The sequence below is a fragment of the Achromobacter sp. NFACC18-2 genome (assembly GCF_900108985.1).
In the GTDB taxonomy this organism is placed as follows: domain Bacteria; phylum Pseudomonadota; class Gammaproteobacteria; order Burkholderiales; family Burkholderiaceae_B; genus Achromobacter.
Window position 1 is genome coordinate 49,799 of the sequence record NZ_FNYM01000015.1, and the last position, 19,910, is coordinate 69,708.

Here is a 19,910-nt window from a genome sequence, read left to right on the forward strand (position 1 = left end):
GCTCGCTCAGGGCTTGAAGAACGCCGTGGGCGTCATCAGCCGGTTTTCCTGGCTGATCAGGTATCCGGCATCCGCGCTCTTGGTCAGGTAGGTGGCCCAGTCCGGGTCCTTCTGCAACGCCTGGCGCTTGGCTTCGCGGTCGGCGGCGCTGTCATAGACCCAGATGTGCATGTAGGTGTTGACGTTGCCCGTCTCGGTCTGCATGTAGGCGAGCGGCTTGCCCAGATGGCGGCTCTGCACCTCGTAGCCGTGCTCGGCGTAGAGCGCCAGGTGCTTCTTGATGGTGCCGGCGCGGCAAGTGTAGGTACGTACGTCGTAAAGCATGGTGCATCCTCGATGAATGTTGCGTAAAAGCCTGCTAGTCGGCCGTGGCGCCGGACTGCTTGACCAGCGCGCTCCAGCGTTTGACTTCGTTGTTCACGTATTGCTGGAAGGCGGCATGGCCGTCGCCCACGGGATCGGCGCCCAGGCCCTTGAGCTTGTCCTGCACCGCGGGGTCCGCGACGCCATCGGTGATGGCCTTGGACAGCTTTTCGACCACCGGCGCGGGCGTGGCCGCGGGCACGAACAGCCCGAACCAGGAACGCGCGTTCATGGCCGTGTAGGGCGTTTCGGAAAACGCGGGCACGTCGGGCAGGGCGGCGTGGCGCTGCGTGCCGGTGACGGCGATGGGCGTGAGGCGGCCCGCCTGCACCTGCGACAGCACTTCCGGCAGGTTGGCGAACATGATCTGCACCTGGCCGCCCATCAGGTCATTGAGCGCCTGCGCGCCGCCCTTGTACGGCACATGCGTCATCTGCGCGTCCGCCAGCGAATTGAATTGCGCGCCGGCCAGGTGCGACGCGGTGCCGGTGCCGCCGGACGCATAGTTGACGCGGTTGCCGTTGGCCTTGGCGTAGGCGGCCAGCTCCTGCGGCGTCTTGGCCGGCACCGAGGGGTTCACCACCAGCAGCAGGGGCACCGACGCCAGGTTGGACAGGCCTGCGAAGTCGCGCGTCAGGTTGTAGTCCAGCTTGTGGTAGAGCGTGGCGTTGATGGCATGGCTGGAGGTGGCCATCAGCAAGGTGTAGCCGTCGGGCTCGGCGCGCGCGGCCATGACGGCGCCGATATTGCCGTTGGCGCCCGCCTTGTTTTCCACCACCACGGGCTGCCCCAGGCGGGTGGACATGGATTGCGCGACGGTGCGGGCGATCACGTCGGTGGCGCCGCCGGCCGCGAAGGGCACGATGATGCGCAGGGGTCGCTCCGGGAATTGCGCCGCGGCGGGCGTTGCCACCGCGCCCAGAGAGGCGGCGGCCAGCATGGCGGCGCCGGCGAGGCGCCGCGCGCGGGTCAGGGAATTCGTCATGTCTCTCTCCAGTGTTGGATTTTTTTATGGGGTGCCGGACCTGCGTGCGTCAGGTCCTGGCGGCGCGCGCCTTGTCGCGCAGGCTCGTCAGGGTGGCCCGGGGCGTGATCACCTCGGGGTCCAGACTGAGTTCGATGAGATAAGGGGAGCCGCTGTCCAGCGCACGCGCCAGGGCGGGGGCGAAGTCTTCATGGCTCGCCACGCGTTCGGCGGTCAGGCCGAACGACTGCGCGTACGCCACGAAATCGGGGTTGCACAGGTCCGTGCCGATGGTGCGGCCGGGGTAATGGATCTCCTGGTGCATGCGGATCGTGCCGTACATGCCGTTGTTGAACACGATGAATACGATTCCCAGCCGATGCTGTTTCACGGTGGCCAGCTCCTGCGAGGTCATCAGGAAGCAGCCGTCGCCGGCCAGGCAGATCACCTGGCGGTCGGGGTGGCGCAGCTTGGCCGCAATGGCCGCCGGCACGCCGTAACCCATGGCGCCGCTGGTGGGCGCAAGCTGGGTGCGGGGCTGGCTGAAGCGGTAATAGCGATGCGCCCAGGCGCTGTAGTTGCCCGCGCCGTTGGTCAGGATCGCGCTGGGCGCCAGCGTGTCGCGCAGCGTCAGCATGACGCGCGCGGGGTCCAGCCGCGCCGTCGAGGCGGGCGGTTCCGTGTAGCGCAGGTAGTTGTCGCGCAGGCCGCTCGCCCAGCCGCGCCAGGGCGCCGCATCCAGGGGCTCCAGTTCCGCGGACATGCGGGCGAAGGCGTCCATGCCGGACTGGATCTTGAGCGCCGGCTGGTAGACGCGGCCCAGTTCTTCCGCGCTGGCCAGCACATGGATCAGCGTCTGGGAGGGCACCGGCGATTGCAGCAGCGTGTAGCCGCCCGTCACCATCTCGCCCAGCCGCGCGCCCACGGCCAGGATGACGTCGGCGCTGCGCACCGCCTCGGCCAGTTCGGGGTTCACGCCGATGCCGACTTCGCCCACGTACTGCGCGTGGCGGTTGTCGAACAGGTCCTGGCGGCGGAACGAGGCCGCCACCGGCAGACCGTTCAGGGTGGCAAAGCGGGTCAGGTTCGCCAGTCCCGCGTCGGTCCATCCCGAGCCGCCCACGATCATGAGGGGGCGTTGCGCACCGGCCAGCAGCGCGCGCATGTCGGCCAGCGCCTCGGGCGCCGGGTAGGCCTGCGGCACCTGGATCGACCCGCAGGGCAGGGCCGGGGCCACGTCGGTCAGCATGTCCTCGGGCAGCGCCAGGACCACCGGGCCGGGGCGGCCGGAGGTCGCGACGGAAAACGCGCGGTTCATGTATTCGGTGACGCGCGCGGGGCTGTCGATCTGCGCCACCCACTTGGTGAACTGGCCGAACATGCGGCGGTAGTCGATCTCCTGGAACGCCTCGCGCTCGACCATGTCGCTGCCAACCTGCCCGACCAGCACGATGAGCGGCGTGGAGTCCTGGAACGCGGTCTGCACGCCGATGCTGGCGTTGGTGGCGCCGGGGCCGCGCGTGACCATGCAGATGCCCGGGCGTCCGGTCAGCTTGCCGTGCGCCTCGGCCATGAAGGCGGCCGCGCCTTCATGGCGGCAGGAGACCAGGCGGATCCGGTCGCCCGCCGTGTACAGGGCGTCCAATACGTCCAGGTAGCTTTCGCCGGGGACACCGAAAACCGTATCCACGCCGTGTTCCAGCAAGGCCCGCACCACATGCTGGCCGCCCGTCATCAAAGTTGAAGTGTCGTTCATCGCCGTTTCAGTTCATCGCCGTTTCAATCAGGCCGCAGCGCGGCGGGTTGAGTCTGGATGAACTGTACGCAGCCCCGGCCGGGGCGCGTTAGGACAGATCAGAGCTTGTTTTGCACTTTTTTGCGGCCCGGCCCGGGGTGGCCGGCAGCGTGGGCGCCGGCGAGGGCGCCGACGAGGGCGTCATTCGACGGGGCGGTAGTACTTCTTGCGAAAGTCGCCCGGCGGGCAGCCGGTATGCTTTTTGAAGAAGCGGGCGAAATACGCCGGGTCTTCGATGTTCAGCTGGAATCCGATCTCGGCGATGCTCAGATCGGTATTGCACAAGAGCCGCTTGGCTTCCAGCGCGATGCGTTCCTGGACGAGCCGGCTGGCGGTGCGCCCCACGCTGCGCTTGACGGCGTCGTTGAGCTGGCGTTCGCTGACGCACAGGGCGTCGGCGTACTGGCGGATGGCGGTGAAGTCCAGGTAGTGCTCTTCGATCAGCATGGTGAACCGCTTGGCCAGCGAATAGCTGGGGCCGGCGGCGGTCTCGCGTTCGTCGGCGGGGTACAGGCGGCGTAGCTGCGTCAGGAGGATCAGCAGGTAGGAGCGCACCACGTCGAAGCGCCCCGTTTGGCGATCGCGGGTTTCGCGTTCGATCTCGCCCAGCAGCGGCAGCATGGCGTCGTGCTGGTCGCGGGTCAGGTAAATGACCGGCGAGCCGCCTGCCAGGTGAAAGAACGGAAACTTGGCGATGTCGTCCGCGCGCGGAAACATCTGCGCGAAGAACTCCGTGCTGATGTTCATGACGTAGCCGCTCGGCTTGACCGACGACGTCCAGGCGTGGATCTGGCCGGGCGACAGGAAGAACACCGAATGGTCGCGCACCTCGTGCTGTTCGAAGTCCAGCATGTGCGAGCCATGCGCATGGGTCATCCAGAGCAGGTGGTAATAGCGGTGCCGGTGCAGAAAGCCGCGCGGGATGTCGTCGTGGTCCTGCAGGCGCACGAGATCGAAGTAGAAGGAACCCTCTCCCGAGAAATCGGACGATTCAAAGGTGGGAAACGTCTCCGGGGAGGGCGAATGCGTACCTGCGGACAAGCGGAGTCTCCTTGACGGCGCGCGGGGCGGCTCTGTTTTTCGCCATCATATAGGCAATCTCCGCCGTCACCGCGCGGCGCGCAGCAGCCGCAGGCCGTTGGCCACCACCAGCAGGCTGGCGCCCACGTCCGCAAACACCGCCATCCACAGCGTCGCGTGCCCGGTCACCGCCAGGGCCAGGAATACCGCCTTGATGCCCAGGGCCAGCGCGATGTTCTGGACCAGCACGCGATGCGTGGCGCGGGACAGGCGCAGGAAGGTGCCGATCTTGCGCAGGTCGTCGTCCATGAGGGCCACGTCGGCGGTCTCGATCGCCGTGCCGGTGCCGGCCGCGCCCATGGCAAAGCCGATGTCGGCACGGGCCAGCGCGGGCGCGTCGTTGATGCCGTCGCCCACCATGCCGACGCGGATCTCCGGCGCCAGCTTGCTTTCGATGGCGGCCAGCTTGTCTTCGGGCAACTGGTCGCCGCGCGCTTCGTCGATGCCGACCTGGCGCGCGATGGCCTGCGCGGTCGGCGTGTTGTCGCCGGTCAGCATCAGCGTGCGCACGCCCAGTCCGTGCAGGTCCGCGATGGCCTGGGCGCTGGTGGGCTTGACCGTGTCGGCCACGGCGGCCAGCGCCAGCACGCGGCGGCCATCGGTCAGCGCGATGGCGCTCTTGCCCTGGCTTTCCAGTTCATCCAGGCGGGCTTCCAGCCGGTCGCTGGACACGCCCAGTTCGCGCATCAGGCGGCGGTTGCCCAACTGGTACGTCACGCCGTCGAGCCGCGCGCTGACGCCGCGGCCGGGCAGGGCGGTGAAGGCGTCCACGTCCCGCAGTGCGCTGCCAGCCTCGCGCGCGGCGGTGGCCACCGCGAGCGACACGGGGTGATCCGACCGGGCGGCCAGGCTGGCCGCGACCAGGGCGGCGGGGGGGCGGCCCGGTTCGGCGGCCTCCCAGTCCTGGATGTCAGTCTGCACCGGCTTGCCATGCGTCAGCGTGCCGGTCTTGTCCAGCGCCAGCCATTTCAGGTTGCGGCCTTCTTCGAGATACACGCCGCCCTTGACCAGGATGCCGCGGCGCGAGGCCGCGGTCAGGCCGCTGACGATGCTGACGGGCGTGGAGATCACCAGGGCGCAGGGGCAGGCGATGATCAGCAGCGCCAGCGCGCGGTAGATGGCGTCGAACCAGGGCTGTGCCCACAGCAGCGGCGGCAGCACCGCCACCGCCAGCGCGACGGCGACTACGGCGGGCGTGTAGACGCGCGAGAAGCGGTCGATGAAGCGCTGGGTCGGCGCACGCGCGCCCTGCGCCTGCTCCACGGCGTGGATGATGCGCGCCAGCGTGGTGTTGCCCGCCGCGGCGGTCACGCGATAGTCGAAGGAGCCGGCCGCGTTGACGGTGGCGGCGAAGACGGGGTCGTCCTGGGCCTTTTCGACGGGCAGGCTTTCGCCGGTGATGGGGGACTGGTCCACGGCCGAGCTGCCGCTGACGATGATGCCGTCCGCCGCGATGCGCTCGCCGGGACGCACACGCACGATGTCGCCCGGTTGCAGGGAGGCGGCGGGCACCTCGGTCCAATTGCCGTCGGGCTGGCGCACCGTGGCGGTTTCGGGGGCGAGGTCCAGCAGGCCGCGCACGGCGTTGCGCGCCCGGTCCAGCGACCGCGCTTCGATCAGCTCGGCCACGTTAAACAGGAACATCACCATGGCGGCCTCGGGCCATTGGCCGATCAGGACCGCGCCGGTGACGGCGATGCTCATGAGGGCATTGATGTTCAGGTTGCCGTTGCGCACCGCGATCCAGCCCTTGCGGTAGGTGCTGACACCGCATGCCAGGATGGCCGCCACGGCCAGCGCCGCGGTCAGCAGCAGGGGGCCGCCGGCGAAGTGCGAGAACTCGGACAGCGCGGCCAGCACGCCTGCGCCGCCGATCAGCCACCAGTTCACCGCCTTGGCGGCGGGCGCGGGGGAGGGCGCCGCGCCGTCGGCCAGCGCCTCGGGCGTCATGTCGAGTGACTTGATGGCGGTGACGATGCGGTCCAGCGCGCCGTCGGCGTGGACCACCGTCAGCACGCGCTGCATCAGGTTGAAGTCCAGCGCATGCACCCCGTCCACGCCGGCCAGCTTTTTGCGGATCAGCGTTTCCTCGGTGGGGCAGTCCATCTGGCCGATGCGCAGGCGCGCCAGCCGCTGGCCGGGGCCGGCCGACAGGGCGCTGGGGCCGGGGTCGGCGGCGTCCAGGCTGGCGGGGGGATGGTCGTGGCCGCAGCACGGCGCGGCGGCGTGCGCGTGACGGTGCCCGGCGTCAGGCGCCGGGTCGTGGCGTTGTCCGCCGCCGCAGCCGGCGTGGCCATGATCATGGCCGTGGTCGGGCGCAGGGCCGTCCGCGCGGCGCTGCGTTTCGCACGCCTTCGGTTCCCGCGTGTGCCCGGCGCAGCAGGCGCCGCCGCGCTCGGCGGGCTGATGTTCGCGTTGTTTGACCGACGGTAAAGACATCTGCTTGACCCTTCAAATAAGCTGGTGACGCAATTCCACACCTTGGAGTTACTATAGGGTCAACCCCCTAACCATCGGATTTGATCCGGGAGGCAGCCATGCGTATCGGAGAATTGGCCACGGCGGCCGGCACCACGGTCGAAACCGTCAGGTACTACGAAAAGGAAGGGCTGCTGCCCGCGCCGGAGCGGGGACTGAACAATTACCGCAGCTACGGCCAGACGCACCTGGAGCGCCTGCGGCTGATCCGCAATTGCCGGGCGCTGGACATGACGCAGGACGAAATCCGCGCCATCCTGTCCGTGGCCGACAACCACCGGACCGGATGCGGCCCCATCAATGAACTGTTCGACGCGCACATCTCGCACGTCGATGCGCGCATCTCCGAACTGATGCAGTTGAAAGCCCAGTTGACCGAATTGCGCCAGCGCTGCGTGGCGGCGCGGCCCGACACGGACGATTGCGGCATCCTGCACGGCCTGAGCGAAATGCAGGTCGAAGAGCGGCAGGAGCGGCATACGCACCTGGGGTGAGGGCGCGGCGTCGATATCCTTGCTGCAGGCCGGGGGATGGCCGCCCCGGCCGGCCTCATCGCTTAATATGAGAATCTGTTTCTTTCCCATTTGCGCACGAATCCATGACCGAAAATCAGACCGCCGCCCCGATCCACGCCCTGACCACGCGCCGCTCCACCAAGTTCCTGCGCGCGCCCGCGCCCAAGCCCGACGAACTCCAGCAGATCCTGCAGGCCGCCATGTCGGCGCCCGATCACGGCGCGCTGCGCCCGTGGCGCTTCGTGGTGATCCAGGGCGAGGCCATCGGCAAGCTGGCGGACGTGGCGCTGGAGGCCGTCAAGCGCAGCGGCGATCCGCGCATGACGCCGGAAAAGGAAAAATCGGTGCGGGCATGGATGGCCGATGTGCCGCTGTTCATCGGCGTGGCGCAGAAGATCGCCCACGACAACACCAAGATCCCCGAGCAGGAGCAACTGCTGGCCACCGGTTGCTCGGTGATGAACATCCTGAACGCGGTGCACATGCTGGGCTACGGTGCCTTCTGGAGCACCGGCGTGGGCACGTACGTCGAAGACGTCCAGAACGCGCTGGGCTTTGACTCGCTGGATTACCGCTTCCTGGGCTTTTTGGCCGTGGGCACGCCTGCGTGCGCGGTCCCGCCCGCCAAGCGCCCGGACTACCGTGAATTCGTCACGGAGTGGACCGGCCCCGCCTAAGGAAAACCCGTAGTGCCACAAGGGCCCGCCAGCCCGCCGGGCCCGCTCATCCGCCCTGTCCCCTGTGCTACTCTCGTCAACGGCCGCGCCCAAGTATCCCCGGGCAACGGCCGACGACGGCAGCGTCCGAGGTCACACGCCTCTGGCAACGCCTTGGTAGGAAGAAAACGCATGACACGATCAAGCGTGGAGACAATACATGAGCCAATATGGGCCGCTGAAGTTGCACGTCCCCGAGCCGACAGGGCGACCGGGTTGCAAGACAGACTTTTCCTATCTGCATCTTTCGCCGCCCGGCGAGGTGCCCAAACCCCCCATTGATGTTGCCGCCGTTGACACCGGCCCCCTGGCGTACAGCCTGGTCCGGGTGATCGACGACGACGGCCGCGCGGTCGGGCCCTGGGCGCCCGAGATCAGCCACGAGATGCTGCGCGCCGGCATGCGGGCGATGCTCAAGACGCGCATCTTCGACGGGCGCATGCTGACTGCGCAGCGCAAGAAGAAGATTTCGTTCTACATGCAGAGCCTGGGCGAGGAAGCCATCGGCACCGCCCACGCCATGGCGCTGGAGAAGGGGGACATGTGCTTTCCCACCTATCGCCAGCAAAGCATCCTGCTGTCGCGCGACGTGTCGCTAGTCACCATGATGTGCCAGCTCATGTCCAACGAGCGCGACCCGCTCAAGGGCCGCCAGCTTCCGGTCATGTATTCCGACCGCAAAAATGGCTTTTTCACGATTTCGGGCAATCTGGCCACGCAGTTCATCCAGGCGGTGGGCTGGGCCATGGCCTCGGCCATCAAGGGCGATACCCGCATCGCGTCCGCCTGGATCGGCGACGGTGCCACCGCCGAAGCCGACTTCCATACCGCGCTGACCTTCGCGCACGTCTACCGCGCGCCGGTCATCCTGAACGTGGTCAACAACCAGTGGGCCATTTCCACCTTCCAGGCAATCGCCGGCGGCGAGGGCGCGACCTTCGCGGGCCGTGGCGTGGGCTGCGGCATTGCGTCGCTGCGGGTGGACGGCAACGATTTCCTGGCGGTCTATTCCGCCTCGCGCTGGGCCGCCGAGCGCGCCCGCCGCAACCTCGGTCCGACGCTGATCGAATGGGTGACCTACCGCGCCGGCCCGCACTCCACGTCGGACGACCCCTCCAAGTACCGCCCCGGCGATGACTGGAGCCACTTCCCGCTGGGCGATCCCATCGAGCGCTTCAAGAAACACCTCATCCTGTTGGGCATCTGGTCCGACGCCGAGCACGACGCGGTCCGCGCCGAGCTCGACGCCGAGATCCTGGCGGCCCAGAAGGAAGCAGAGAGCTACGGCACCCTGGTGGACGGCCACGTCCCCAGCGCCGCCAGCATTTTTGAGGACGTCTACAAGGACATGCCGGAGCACCTGCGCCGGCAGCGCCAGCAGCTCGGAGTCTGACCATGGCAATCGATAACAACGCTGGTCCGGCCTCGGCGCCGATGACCATGATCCAGGCATTGCGCTCGGCCATGGATGTAATGCTGGAGCGCGACAACAACGTGGTGGTGTTCGGGCAGGACGTCGGCTACTTCGGCGGCGTGTTCCGCTGCACCGAGGGCCTGCAGGCCAAGTACGGCAGCTCGCGCGTGTTCGACACGCCCATTTCCGAAGGCGGCATCGTCGGCGTGGCGGTCGGCATGGGCGCGTATGGCTTGCGCCCCGTGTGCGAGATCCAGTTCGCCGACTACTTCTATCCGGCTTCCGACCAGATCGTGTCCGAGGCGGCGCGCCTGCGCTACCGCTCGGTGGGCGAATTCATCGCGCCCATGACGATTCGCATGCCTTGCGGCGGCGGCATCTACGGCGGGCAGACGCACAGCCAGAGCCCCGAGGCGATGTTCACGCAGGTCTGCGGGCTGCGCACGGTGATGCCGTCCAACCCGTACGACGCGAAGGGCCTCTTGATCGCCGCCATCGAAAACGACGACCCGGTGATCTTCCTGGAGCCCAAGCGGCTCTACAACGGGCCGTTCGACGGGCACCATGACCGGCCCGTCACGCCCTGGACGGGCCGGCCGGGCAGCGTCGTGCCCACCGGCTACTACACCGTGCCGCTGGAATCGGCCGCCATCGTGCGGCCAGGGTCGGAACTGACGGTGCTGACCTACGGCACCACGGTGCACGTGTCGCTGACCGCGGCCGAAGAGACCGGCATCGACGCCGAGGTCATCGACCTGCGCAGCCTGTGGCCGCTGGATCTGGACGCCATCGTCAACTCCGTGAAGAAGACGGGGCGCTGCGTGGTGGTCCACGAGGCCACCCGCACCTGCGGCTTCGGGGCGGAGCTGATCGCCCTGGTGCAGGAACACTGCTTCCATCATCTGGAGGCGCCCGTCGAGCGCGTGACCGGCTGGGACACGCCGTATCCGCATGCGCAGGAATGGGCGTACTTCCCCGGCCCGCGCCGGGTCGGCGAAGCGTTCAAACGCGCGATGGAGGCATGACATGGGGATTCATATCATCAAGATGCCCGATATCGGCGAAGGCATCGCGGAAGTCGAACTGGTGGGCTGGCACGTCAAGGTGGGCGACACGGTCGCCGAGGACCAGCCGCTGGCCGACGTGATGACCGACAAGGCCACGGTCGAGATCCCGTCGCCGGTGGTCGGCAAGGTGATTTCGCTGGGCGGCGACGTCGGCCAAGTCATGGCGGTGGGCGGAGAGCTGATCCGCCTGGAGGTCGAGGGCGAGGGCAATGTGAAGGCGGGGGCGGCGGCGCCCGCGCCGGCCGCGCCCGGAAAGGCGGCTGAAAAGGCGGCTGAAAAGGCGGCGCCCGAAACGGCGGCGCCTGAAAAGGCAGGTTTCGAAAAGGCGCCATCCGAAAAGGCCGCACCGGCGGTATCCGCGCCGCAGCCGGCCGCGGCGTCGGCGCCGTCCCGGACGCCGGCCTCGCGCCAGTCGGGCGGCGCGCCCGCCGCGTCCCGCCAGCCGGGCGAAAAGCCGCTGGCTTCGCCCGCCGTGCGCAAGCGCGCGTGGGACCTGGGCGTGGAACTGCGCTTTGTGCAGGGCAGCGGCCCGGCCGGGCGCATCCTGCACGAGGACCTGGATGCCTGGCTGCAAGGGCAGGGCTCGGCCAGCAATGCGCGCGCCGGCTCGGCCTACGCCGAACGCAACGATGAAGACGCCGTGCCCGTCATCGGACTGCGCCGGAAAATCGCGCAGAAGATGGCCGAGTCCAAGCGCCGCATCCCGCATTTCAGCTACGTCGAGGAAATCGACGTGACCGAACTGGAAGACCTGCGCGTGCAGCTCAACGCCAAGTGGGGCGAGTCGCGCGGCAAGCTCACGCTGCTGCCGCTGCTGGCCCGGGCCATGGTGGTGGCGCTGCGCGACTTTCCGCAGATCAACGCGCGCTACGACGACGAGGCCGGCGTGGTGACGCGCTACGGCGCGGTGCACATCGGCATCGCCACGCAGAGCGACGGCGGGCTGATGGTGCCGGTGATGCGCCACGCCGAGGCGCGCGACGTATGGTCCATGGCGGCCGAGATCGCGCGGCTGGCGCAGGCGGTGCGCAGCGGGTCGGCCGGGCGCGACGATCTGTCCGGTTCGACCATCACCATCACCAGCCTGGGCCCCCTGGGCGGCATCGTCACCACGCCGGTGATCAACCATCCCGAGGTCGGCATCGTGGGCGTGAACCGCATCGTCGAGCGGCCCGCCTTCCGCAATGGCGCCGTGGTGGCGCGCAAGCTGATGAATCTGTCTTCGTCCTTCGACCACCGCGTGGTGGACGGCATGGACGCGGCGCGCTTCATCCAGGCCGTGCGCGCGCTGCTGGAACAACCCGCGCTGCTTTTCGTGGAGTAAGCATGAGCCAGATCACAAAGACAACGACATTGCTGGTGATCGGCGGCGGCCCCGGCGGCTACGTGGCCGCCATCCGCGCCGGGCAGCTTGGCGTACCGACCATCCTGGTCGAGGGCGCGCAGTTGGGCGGCACCTGCCTGAACATCGGCTGCATCCCGTCCAAGGCCCTGATCCATGCGGCCGAGGAATTCGACAAGGCGCGCCACTACGCGGGCGAGTCCGCACTGGGCATCGCCGTGGACGCGCCGCGCATCGACATCGCCAAGACCGTGGCCTGGAAGGACGGCATCGTCGGCAGGCTGACGGGCGGCGTGGGCGCGCTGCTCAAGAAGAACGGCGTGGAAGTCGTGCGCGGCTGGGCCACGCTGCTGGATGGCAAGACGGCGGAAGTCGACACGCCCGATGCGGGCCGCATCCGCATCCAGTGCGAGCACCTGCTGCTGGCGGCGGGCTCCGAGCCCACGCCGCTGCCGTCCATGCCGTTCGGCGGGAAGGTGGTGTCCTCCACCGAGGCGTTGTCGCCCGACAGCATCCCGAAGCAGCTCGTGGTGGTGGGCGGCGGCTACATCGGCCTGGAGCTGGGCACCGTGTACCGCAAGCTGGGCGCCGAGGTCGCCGTGGTCGAGGCGCAGGACCGCATCCTGCCCACCTACGACGCCGAGCTCACCAAGCCCGTGGCCGCCGCGCTGGCAAAGATGGGGGTGGCGCTGCACCTGGGCCGCAAGGTGCTGGGCCTCAATGGCAAAGGCGATGCGGTCCGGGTGCAGGACGCCAGCGGGGCCGAGACGCTCCTGCCGGCGGACCGCGTGCTGATCTCGGTGGGGCGCCGTCCGCGCACGCAGGGCTGGGGGCTGGAAAGCCTGCAGCTCGACCGCAAGGGCAACGCGCTGCGCATCGACGACCAATGCCGCACCTCGATGCGCGATGTCTGGGCCATCGGCGACATTGCGGGCGAGCCCATGCTGGCGCATCGGGCGATGGCGCAGGGCGAGATGGTGGCCGAACTGGTGGCGGGCAAGCGCCGCCATTTCCAGCCGGCTTCCATCCCCGCCGTCTGCTTCACCGATCCCGAGGTCGTGGTGGCGGGGCTTTCGCCTGGGGAGGCCGAAGGGGCCGGCCTGGACTGCGTCACGGCATCCTTCCCGTTCGCAGCCAACGGCCGCGCCATGACGCTGGAATCCACCGACGGATTCGTGCGCGTGGTGGCCCGGCGCGACAACCACCTGATCGTGGGTTGGCAGGCGGTGGGGCGCACGGTGTCGGAGCTGTCGACGGCGTTCGGCCAATCGCTGGAAATGGGCGCGACGCTGGAAGACGTGGCGGGCACCATCCACGCCCATCCCACGCTGGGCGAGGCCGTGCAGGAAGCGGCGCTCAAGGCGCTGGGGCACGCGCTGCATATCTAACGCGCGCAAGGGGTTGGCGCCTACCGGCGCACGCCGGAGTGCGCCAGCGCCGCCGTGAATCCCTCCAGGGCAGGGTTGCCCTGGTCCCGCAGCGCGGCCAGCACGATCTGCGCTTTTTCGCCTGCGATGTCGCGCAGCGGCAAAAAACGCAGCGAGTCCGGACGCATCCGGCTCAAGGACTGCGGCACGATCGCCGGCCCGACGCCGGCCTCCACCAGCGTCAGCAGGGTGGGGATGACGCTTTCCTGCGCGATCGATGGCTTTAGCTGCGCGCGCGCGAAAAGCCGCTGGATCATGCTGCGGAAGTAGGGAGAGATGTCCTGCCGGTATCCCACCATGGGGTACTCCAGAAGCTCCTGCAGCGACACGTCGCGCTGGTTCGACAGCGGGTGGTCGTGGCGCAGCGCCACGCACAGGGGCTCTTCATGGACAACCACCGTCTGGATGTCAGCGTCCAGCGGGTGCGGGCGCATCAGGGCAACCTCCACGACGCGCGAGCGCAGGGCGGGGTCCATGTCCACCGAGTTCATTTCGCGCAGATCGATCCGGACTTCCGGGTGCGCGTCGCGGTAATGGCTGAGAGCCGACACCAGCGGCGAACTGGCGGCGCTGGGCGTGATGCCGATGACCAGGGAACCGGTTTCGCCGCGCGCCGTGCGGCGCGCCTGGCGCAGCATTAACTGGGTGTCCGCGGAAATCCGCCGCGCCCGTTCGTACATGATCTCGCCGGCGGGCGTCAATTTGACCGAGCGCGTGGTGCGCTCGAACAAGGGCACGCCGACCAGCGTTTCCAGCCGCTTGATCTGCTGCGTGAGCGGCGGCTGCGTCATGAACAGGCGTGCCGCAGCCCGGGCGAAATGCAGTTCCTCGGCCAGCGTGCAAAACAGCACCAGCAGCCGGCCGTCCAGAAAGATTAATTCTGATTTCGACATAATTGATGCGAAATTACAAATTGGACGTGGATTAATTGTATTCCTAAGATTCGGCATCGAAGTTGTTCAGCCGTTTGCCGGAATACGTCATGCCTGTCGCGCCTTTTCCCCTGTCTGTCCACGAGATCTCCCGGCGCGTGCGTGCGGGCGCGGCCGCTCCGCTGGCTGCCGCCCGCGCCAGCCTGGCGGCTATCGACGAGATGGACAGCGTCATCCGGGCATGGAGCCATGTCGTGGGTCCGGACGCGCTGGAGGCGCCAGAAGAAGGGACGGGGGGCCGGCTGGCTGGCGTGCCGATCGGGGTCAAGGACGTGATCGATGTCGCGGGCATGCCCACGGGCTTCGGCGTGCCCGCGCTGACTGGCGGCGCTGCCCGGTTCGACGCGTGTTGCGTGGGTATGCTGCGCGCCGCCGGCGCAGTGCCGGTGGGCAAGACGGTAACGGCGGAGTTCGCCTTCAGGACGCCGGGAGCCACGCGCAATCCGCATGCCCTGGACCATACGCCGGGCGGTTCTTCCAGCGGCTCGGCGGCGGCGGTCGCCGCCGGCATGGTGCCTGCCGCGCTGGGCACACAGACCGGCGGCTCGATGATCCGGCCTGCGGCGTTCTGCGGCGTCGTGGGCTTCAAGCCCGGCTTCGGCCAGGTGTTCCGCGATGGCATGAAGCTGACCTGCGAATCACTGGACACCATCGGCTGGTATTCAAACACCGTCGAGGATGCGCAGGCGATCGCGCAGGTGCTGATCGCGGACGATGGCGACGACAACCGGGCGTCCGACCGGCCGCTGACGATCGCGGTGCAACTGGGCAATCCCAACGCCGCGCTGTGCCCGGAAAGCCAGCGGGAGATCGCACGGGCATGCGAGGCCTGGCGTGCACAGGGAGTGCGCTGCGAGTCGGTCGAGGCGGCCGCGGAAACGGGTCTGCTGCTGCGGGCGCACGACGTGATCATGCACTATGAATTCGCGCGCAGCCTGATGCCGGTGGTGGCGCGGCATGGCGATTGCCTGAGTCCGGTCCTGCGGCGGGCCGTGGCGCATGGGCTGGCCATCGGGGCGGGCGAGTACCGCGAGATGCTAGCGGTGCAGGCGTCGCTGCGGCATGCCTGGGGCCCGCGCTATGGGGGCGCGGACCTGATCCTGACGCCCAGCACGCCGGGGCCGGCGCCGCGGGGGCTCAGCCACACAGGCGACGGCGTCTTCAACAAGATCTGGTCGGTGTTGGGATGGCCATGCCTGCACCTGCCGACCGCGTTCAATCAGGCAGGCCTGCCCATAGGCATGCAACTGGTCGGCAATTGGGGAGACGACCGCAGGTTGCTCGCCATGGGCCGCAAACTACATCATCTGCTGACGCAGCAAGGGGAATGACATGGAGTTCAAGTTACTGAAGCAAGGTCTGCTGGGGCTGTTCGTGGCGGCAGCCGTCACGGGCGGCGCGCAGGCTGCGGGCGAATATCCCAACCGGCCGGTCAACGTGATCGTGCCCACGGCCGCGGGCGGCACCGTGGATATCGTGGCCCGCATCATGGCCGAAAAGCTGGGCCCCGAACTGGGCCAGCCCGTGGTCGTGATCAACAAGCCGGGCGCGGGCGGCGTGGTGGGCACCCAGGCGTTTCTGCGCGAGCCTCAGGACGGCTACACCGTGCTGTTCACCGCGAACAGCAACCAGCTGATCGTTCCCTGGGTCTACAAGGACGCGAAGTTCGATCCCATCAAGGATTTCGCGCCGATTGCGGCGGTGGGCGAGGTGCCCAATGTGCTGTGCGTGAATCCGGCGTTCCCGGCGAAGGACATGAATGAATTCATGGCGCTGGTCAAAGCCAATCCGGACACGTACCCGTACGCCTCGGCGGGTGCGGGCACCCTGAATCATTTGCTGGGCGTGATGCTGAACGAACTGGGCGGCCTGCGCATGCAGCATGTTCCGTATCGCGGTGTGTCGCCGGCGATGGCCGACGTCATGGGCAACCAGGTGCCGATGCTGTTCGCCAGCCTGCCGTCCGCATTGGAGAGCATCAAGGCTGGCAAGCTGCGTGCGCTGGGCGTCAGCAGCGCGGCAAGAAATTCCCTGTTGCCCGATGTCCCCGCCATCAATGAGTTCATTCCGGGCTTCACCGGTGACCTGTGGGTGGCGTTCTATGGCGCGAAGGATGTGCCCGAGGCCTCCGTTGCCCGGCTGCACCAGGCGATCCGCAAGGTCATGGTCGATCCCGCGCTGAAAGCGAAGTTCGATCAGTTGGGCGTCACGATGATGCAGGATGGTCCCGCAGAACTGGCTGCGCGCCAGCAGGTCGAATTCATGCAATGGAAGCAGATCGTGCAGGCATCGGGTGCCGCGCCGGACTGATCCCGTTTTCGCGATGCCTTACCGGCTGCCGTCGATATAGGGCCGCGCCTGCAGGATCAGGACCTTGTCCCCCTGCACGGCCCATTCGATGTCCTGGTCCCCATTTCCCAGCCGCTTCTTGACCTGCCGCCCCACGGCGGCCAGGCGTGCGACCAGCGCGTCGTCCAGCACCTGGCGGGCGCCGTCGATCGGCACTTCGCGCACGCCGCCGCCGGACGCGGCCACCAACTGCGTGTCTTCGGCCGAGCGGCTGAGCACCTGCACGGCCTTGGACCAGCTCGAATACATCACCTGTTCAGCCTGGCGTTTGCCTTCCACCACCTTGATGCCCAGCCCGCGCTTGGCCGACAGGTAGGTCACGTGGCGGCGCGAGGCGTCGAACGGGTCGCGCGTGATCATGACGCCGGAATTGTCCGAGGCCGCCGCCTGCTGCACCAGCACCGCCATCACCACGCCGGCCGCGCCGATGCCGGCCGCGCGGCGCGCCTCGTAGGCCTCGAAGTTGTAGACCGAGGCCCAGACCGTCTGCACCGCCCGCGCCAGCGCGTCGGCATGCGTGACGTTCGGCACGGTGGTGTACAGCCCCGCGCCGCTGAACCCGGGCAGGTCTTCGGAGTTGGACGAGCTGCGCACGAAGACGCCGCAGCCCTGCAGCTGCGTCTGCCAGTGGTCGCGCCACGCGGCGGCCTGCGCCGGGTCGGGCTGCGCGTCGATGATCTGCTGGCGCAAGGCGGCCAGTTCGGCGCGGCGCACGTTGGCGTCGCTGGCGAAGTCGGGGCGTCGCTCCAGCGCCGCCACGCGCGCGGGCACGTCCAACCGGTCCATGAACGCCGCGTACTGGGCGAACGGAATGCAAAAGCCGTCGGGCACGCTGGCCGCCGGTGGCAGGACGGCCTTCAGCGCGCCCAGGTTGGCCGCCTTCACGCCGCAATGGCGGCTGTCGCGCGTTGTCATGCCGGTCAGCGGCTTGATGGCGCGCACCGACAGGTCGGGCTTGGGCAGCGGCGCGCCGGCCGCCTTGGGCGCGGTCGCCGCGGGCTGGGCGATGCGCTGCACCTGGTAGCCGTTGCTGGAGACAGTCAGCTCGACCCACTGCCCGTCATGCTCGCGCAGGGTCGCCACCGCGTCGCGCACGTAGGCATTGGGAATGCGCCAGCCCTTGGCCAGCAGGTTCACGTGCGACAGCAGGGTGGATGGCCGCTGCGTGACCAGGCCCGCGACGGGCGTCAGCGCCACGGGCACTTCGTCCAGCACCACGATATCGGTGGGCGACAGGTCCGGCGTGTCGTCCACGGACTTCACGATGCGCAGCCGGCCTTGCGCGCGTCCAGTGTTCAGCGGCAGGAAGGCCTGTTCGCGCAGCAGCGCTTCCTGGGTGACGAAGTCGATGCCGGCGTTGCGCGCCGTCTGTTCCTGCAGTGTGGAATTGCTCTTGAAGCGCAGCGGCTCGTAGAAGGTGGCGGCCAGCCTGTCGCGGGTCAGCGCCAGCAGTTCCGGCGTCAGCAGGTCGCCTTCCCAGAATTCATAGGTATAGCCCGGCAGGCCGTTCTGCCAGCTCAGCGTGCCGAACAGCAGGCGCCGGTCCGGGGCCTTGTACTGGGCGATCAGCGCGGCCTTGTCGCCGGACAGCAGTCGCCGCTCGCGCGCGAAGGTCTCGTGCAGCGCGTAGCGCGGCGTGTGAAGGTAATAGATGCGGTTGGCGCGTTGGCGGTCGATCACGAACAGCACGTGCGGAATCTCCAGCGGGGTGCCGGCGTTGTAGACGCGGGCTAGTTGCTGGAATTCTGCCTGGGTGCGGATCTGCTCCAGGAAGCGGGGGCCGCCCCAGCGCGTGTCCTCGGTCTTGGGCGCTTCGACCTCGTCAGGGCGCAGGGGGCGGCCGTTTTCGTAGGGCGAAGGCTTGCGGGCACTCTGTGCCTGGGCCACCGGAGAGATTGCGCCCGCCAGAAGGCAAGACGCGGACACGGCGGCAAGGGACATGCACAGCGGTGCAAGGGGCTTGAGCGACGCGCGCATGAGGGACATGGTTTTGGGGACAGGTCCGTAAAGGCGCAATGATATCGGACCTTGCCCCTTGCCCGACGGCTCCTATCGGCCCATGACGGCGCTGGCGAACGCCTCGGGCGAGGGGCTTTCGGGCCAGCTGGGCACATCAGGCGGCACTTCCAGCCAGGCGTGCTTGCGGCGGGTCCAGATGTGCGCCACGGGCGCCAGCGCGGCCGCCTCGTCCAGCGTGCCCGCGCGCAGCACGCGCATGCCGGGCGCGGCGTCCGTCGTGTTGAAGATGCGGGTATGGCACTGCGCGCAGAGGTACTGGCGCGATTGCAGGCCGGCGTGTTCATGGCGGTACTCGGCTAGCGCACCGGTTATGCTCATCGCCGTTTCCGACAGCAGCATGTGCAGCCCGAAGGCGCTGCCGCTCCAGCGCTGGCAGTTCAGGCAGTGGCAGGCGTAGACGCGCGGCTTGCCGGCCGGCTCGACGGTATAGCGCAAGGCGGCGCAGCGGCATTGGCCAGTGAGGGTCATGGATGGGTTCCTTGAAGGGGGCGCCACAGGATGCGCTGGATGCCGGCCGCCGGGAACCGCCAGAATGAACCATCCGTTAGCAGGTTTTGTATGAGCATCGATTCTCTTGAATGGGAAAGCCAGCGCGTTTTTCTTGCCGTCCTGCGTAGCGGCAGCCTGTCCGGGGCGGCGCGGCTGTTGAACATCGCCCAGGCGACGGCGCGCCGTCGCATCGAAAAGCTGGAGGCCAGTGTAGGCGTGAGCCTGTTCCTGCGCACGCCCGCCGGCCTGCAGCCCACGGACGCGGCCCGCGAACTGAGCGACCACGTCGAAGCCATGGATGTGGCGGCTCGCGCCTTCAGCCGGCGGGCGGGGACTGGCGCGGACGCGGCCGAAGGGGTGGTGCGCGTCACCAGCAGTGAACTGCTGGGCGTCGAGGTGCTGCCGACGATGCTCCTGGGGGTCCGCCAGGCCATGCCCGGGGTGCGGCTGGAATTGAGCGTGCAGGACCGGCTGGAGGCCTTGCCCCGGCAGGAGGCCGACATCGCGGTAAGGCTGCAGCGCCCCAGCGAAGCGAACGTGGTCGCGCGGCGCACCGGCGCCTTGCGGGTGGGGCTGTACGCCGCGCCCGGCTGCATCCGCGCCTATGGGCTGCCGCAATCGCGCGCGCAGCTTCGCGGTCTGCCGATGATCGGACCGGATCGTCGCCTCTCTGACCGCCGCATGCTGGCCGAGCACGGCGTGATCGATCCCGACCAGGCCTTTGCCGTGGCCTGCGACCACCACGTGGCACAGTTCGCCGCCCTGAAGGCGGGGCTGGGCTTCGGTGTCTGTCCGGGCCAGCTTGCGCGGCCGTTGGGGCTGGTGCCCGTCCTGGAGCAGGAAATCGGCTTTGACGTCGACGTGTGGATTGCCATGCACGGAGACCTGCGGCGGGTGAAGCGGGTGGCGGGTGTATTCGATGCGCTGGCCCGGGAGCTGGACGCCTATTTGGCGGGCTAG

The 19,910-nt window shown here is 68.4% G+C and carries 17 protein-coding genes; 9 read left to right on the forward strand and 8 right to left on the reverse strand.

Going from position 1 to position 19,910, the window contains the following annotated elements; translation table 11 throughout:
- Positions 1–6: 6 nt before the first annotated feature.
- From BMW75_RS21445 to BMW75_RS21465, 5 genes are all read right to left on the reverse strand, one after another.
- Entirely contained in the window at positions 7–324 is a 318-nt protein-coding gene (locus tag BMW75_RS21445) for an NIPSNAP family protein (RefSeq protein WP_092581775.1), read from the reverse strand.
- Between the two features lie 34 nt (positions 325–358).
- Positions 359–1,348, reverse strand: a complete 990-nt coding sequence (locus tag BMW75_RS21450; protein WP_092581776.1) for a Bug family tripartite tricarboxylate transporter substrate binding protein — start codon at positions 1,346–1,348, stop codon at positions 359–361.
- A gap of 49 nt (positions 1,349–1,397) precedes the next feature.
- The gene (locus BMW75_RS21455; protein ID WP_092581777.1) at positions 1,398–3,083 is read right to left on the reverse strand and encodes a thiamine pyrophosphate-binding protein; all 1,686 of its coding nucleotides are present in this window, start codon (positions 3,081–3,083) and stop codon (positions 1,398–1,400) included.
- A 180-nt stretch (positions 3,084–3,263) separates the two neighbouring features.
- Positions 3,264–4,163: a helix-turn-helix domain-containing protein gene (locus BMW75_RS21460; protein ID WP_092581778.1), complete on the reverse strand. Its 900-nt coding sequence runs from the start codon at positions 4,161–4,163 to the stop codon at positions 3,264–3,266.
- Positions 4,164–4,229: 66 nt separating this feature from the next.
- Positions 4,230–6,641, reverse strand: coding sequence for a heavy metal translocating P-type ATPase (locus BMW75_RS21465; protein WP_175493242.1), 2,412 nt, complete (start codon positions 6,639–6,641; stop codon positions 4,230–4,232).
- Positions 6,642–6,739: 98 nt separating this feature from the next.
- Between BMW75_RS21465 and cadR the strand changes: the two genes are divergently transcribed.
- From cadR to lpdA, 6 genes are all read left to right on the forward strand, one after another.
- The gene (gene cadR, locus BMW75_RS21470; RefSeq protein WP_092581779.1) at positions 6,740–7,174 is read left to right on the forward strand and encodes a Cd(II)/Pb(II)-responsive transcriptional regulator; all 435 of its coding nucleotides are present in this window, start codon (positions 6,740–6,742) and stop codon (positions 7,172–7,174) included.
- Positions 7,175–7,278: 104 nt separating this feature from the next.
- A complete protein-coding gene (locus BMW75_RS21475; protein ID WP_092581780.1) occupies positions 7,279–7,872 on the forward strand; it encodes a nitroreductase family protein in 594 nt (197 codons plus the stop codon).
- Between the two features lie 199 nt (positions 7,873–8,071).
- The gene (locus BMW75_RS21480) at positions 8,072–9,304 is read left to right on the forward strand and encodes a 3-methyl-2-oxobutanoate dehydrogenase (2-methylpropanoyl-transferring) subunit alpha (RefSeq protein ID WP_092581781.1); all 1,233 of its coding nucleotides are present in this window, start codon (positions 8,072–8,074) and stop codon (positions 9,302–9,304) included.
- A gap of 2 nt (positions 9,305–9,306) precedes the next feature.
- Positions 9,307–10,350 (forward strand): alpha-ketoacid dehydrogenase subunit beta, encoded by a 1,044-nt coding sequence (locus BMW75_RS21485; RefSeq protein ID WP_092581782.1) that lies wholly within the window; start codon positions 9,307–9,309, stop codon positions 10,348–10,350.
- A gap of 1 nt (position 10,351) precedes the next feature.
- Positions 10,352–11,716 (forward strand): dihydrolipoamide acetyltransferase family protein, encoded by a 1,365-nt coding sequence (locus tag BMW75_RS21490; RefSeq protein ID WP_092581783.1) that lies wholly within the window; start codon positions 10,352–10,354, stop codon positions 11,714–11,716.
- A 2-nt stretch (positions 11,717–11,718) separates the two neighbouring features.
- Entirely contained in the window at positions 11,719–13,122 is a 1,404-nt protein-coding gene (gene lpdA / locus BMW75_RS21495) for a dihydrolipoyl dehydrogenase (RefSeq protein ID WP_092581784.1), read from the forward strand.
- A gap of 20 nt (positions 13,123–13,142) precedes the next feature.
- Here the strand turns inward: lpdA and BMW75_RS21500 are convergent, their stop codons facing one another.
- Positions 13,143–14,054: a LysR substrate-binding domain-containing protein gene (locus BMW75_RS21500; protein WP_092581785.1), complete on the reverse strand. Its 912-nt coding sequence runs from the start codon at positions 14,052–14,054 to the stop codon at positions 13,143–13,145.
- A gap of 89 nt (positions 14,055–14,143) precedes the next feature.
- Here BMW75_RS21500 and BMW75_RS21505 point away from each other — a divergent pair, with 89 nt between their 5' ends.
- Both BMW75_RS21505 and BMW75_RS21510 read left to right on the forward strand, forming a co-directional pair.
- Positions 14,144–15,424, forward strand: coding sequence for an amidase (locus BMW75_RS21505; RefSeq protein WP_092581786.1), 1,281 nt, complete (start codon positions 14,144–14,146; stop codon positions 15,422–15,424).
- A gap of 1 nt (position 15,425) precedes the next feature.
- Positions 15,426–16,403: a Bug family tripartite tricarboxylate transporter substrate binding protein gene (locus BMW75_RS21510; RefSeq protein WP_092581787.1), complete on the forward strand. Its 978-nt coding sequence runs from the start codon at positions 15,426–15,428 to the stop codon at positions 16,401–16,403.
- A gap of 18 nt (positions 16,404–16,421) precedes the next feature.
- On the opposite strand, the gene BMW75_RS21515 is transcribed toward BMW75_RS21510, so the two are convergent.
- Together BMW75_RS21515 and BMW75_RS21520 are read right to left on the reverse strand one after the other, a co-directional pair.
- Entirely contained in the window at positions 16,422–18,428 is a 2,007-nt protein-coding gene (locus tag BMW75_RS21515; RefSeq protein ID WP_092581788.1) for a PEP/pyruvate-binding domain-containing protein, read from the reverse strand.
- 63 nt (positions 18,429–18,491) lie between these two features.
- Positions 18,492–18,929: a GFA family protein gene (locus BMW75_RS21520; RefSeq protein ID WP_092581789.1), complete on the reverse strand. Its 438-nt coding sequence runs from the start codon at positions 18,927–18,929 to the stop codon at positions 18,492–18,494.
- Positions 18,930–19,019: 90 nt separating this feature from the next.
- Between BMW75_RS21520 and BMW75_RS21525 the strand changes: the two genes are divergently transcribed.
- On the forward strand, positions 19,020–19,910 hold the full coding sequence (locus BMW75_RS21525; RefSeq protein ID WP_092581790.1) for a LysR family transcriptional regulator: 891 nt from the start codon (positions 19,020–19,022) through the stop codon (positions 19,908–19,910).

What these genes read in the sequence shown, in the direction of transcription:
- BMW75_RS21445 (WP_092581775.1), bottom strand. Translation starts at nt 324, where the DNA reads ATGCTTTACGACGTACGTACCTACACTTGCCGCGCCGGCACCATCAAG.
- BMW75_RS21450 (WP_092581776.1), bottom strand. Translation starts at nt 1,348, where the DNA reads ATGACGAATTCCCTGACCCGCGCGCGGCGCCTCGCCGGCGCCGCCATG.
- BMW75_RS21455 (WP_092581777.1), bottom strand. Translation starts at nt 3,083, where the DNA reads ATGAACGACACTTCAACTTTGATGACGGGCGGCCAGCATGTGGTGCGG.
- BMW75_RS21465 (WP_175493242.1), bottom strand. Translation starts at nt 6,641, where the DNA reads ATGTCTTTACCGTCGGTCAAACAACGCGAACATCAGCCCGCCGAGCGC.
- cadR (WP_092581779.1), top strand. Translation starts at nt 6,740, where the DNA reads ATGCGTATCGGAGAATTGGCCACGGCGGCCGGCACCACGGTCGAAACC.
- BMW75_RS21475 (WP_092581780.1), top strand. Translation starts at nt 7,279, where the DNA reads ATGACCGAAAATCAGACCGCCGCCCCGATCCACGCCCTGACCACGCGC.
- BMW75_RS21480 (WP_092581781.1), top strand. Translation starts at nt 8,072, where the DNA reads ATGAGCCAATATGGGCCGCTGAAGTTGCACGTCCCCGAGCCGACAGGG.
- BMW75_RS21485 (WP_092581782.1), top strand. Translation starts at nt 9,307, where the DNA reads ATGGCAATCGATAACAACGCTGGTCCGGCCTCGGCGCCGATGACCATG.
- BMW75_RS21490 (WP_092581783.1), top strand. Translation starts at nt 10,352, where the DNA reads ATGGGGATTCATATCATCAAGATGCCCGATATCGGCGAAGGCATCGCG.
- lpdA (WP_092581784.1), top strand. Translation starts at nt 11,719, where the DNA reads ATGAGCCAGATCACAAAGACAACGACATTGCTGGTGATCGGCGGCGGC.
- BMW75_RS21500 (WP_092581785.1), bottom strand. Translation starts at nt 14,054, where the DNA reads ATGTCGAAATCAGAATTAATCTTTCTGGACGGCCGGCTGCTGGTGCTG.
- BMW75_RS21505 (WP_092581786.1), top strand. Translation starts at nt 14,144, where the DNA reads ATGCCTGTCGCGCCTTTTCCCCTGTCTGTCCACGAGATCTCCCGGCGC.
- BMW75_RS21510 (WP_092581787.1), top strand. Translation starts at nt 15,426, where the DNA reads ATGGAGTTCAAGTTACTGAAGCAAGGTCTGCTGGGGCTGTTCGTGGCG.
- BMW75_RS21515 (WP_092581788.1), bottom strand. Translation starts at nt 18,428, where the DNA reads ATGTCCCTCATGCGCGCGTCGCTCAAGCCCCTTGCACCGCTGTGCATG.
- BMW75_RS21520 (WP_092581789.1), bottom strand. Translation starts at nt 18,929, where the DNA reads ATGACCCTCACTGGCCAATGCCGCTGCGCCGCCTTGCGCTATACCGTC.
- BMW75_RS21525 (WP_092581790.1), top strand. Translation starts at nt 19,020, where the DNA reads ATGAGCATCGATTCTCTTGAATGGGAAAGCCAGCGCGTTTTTCTTGCC.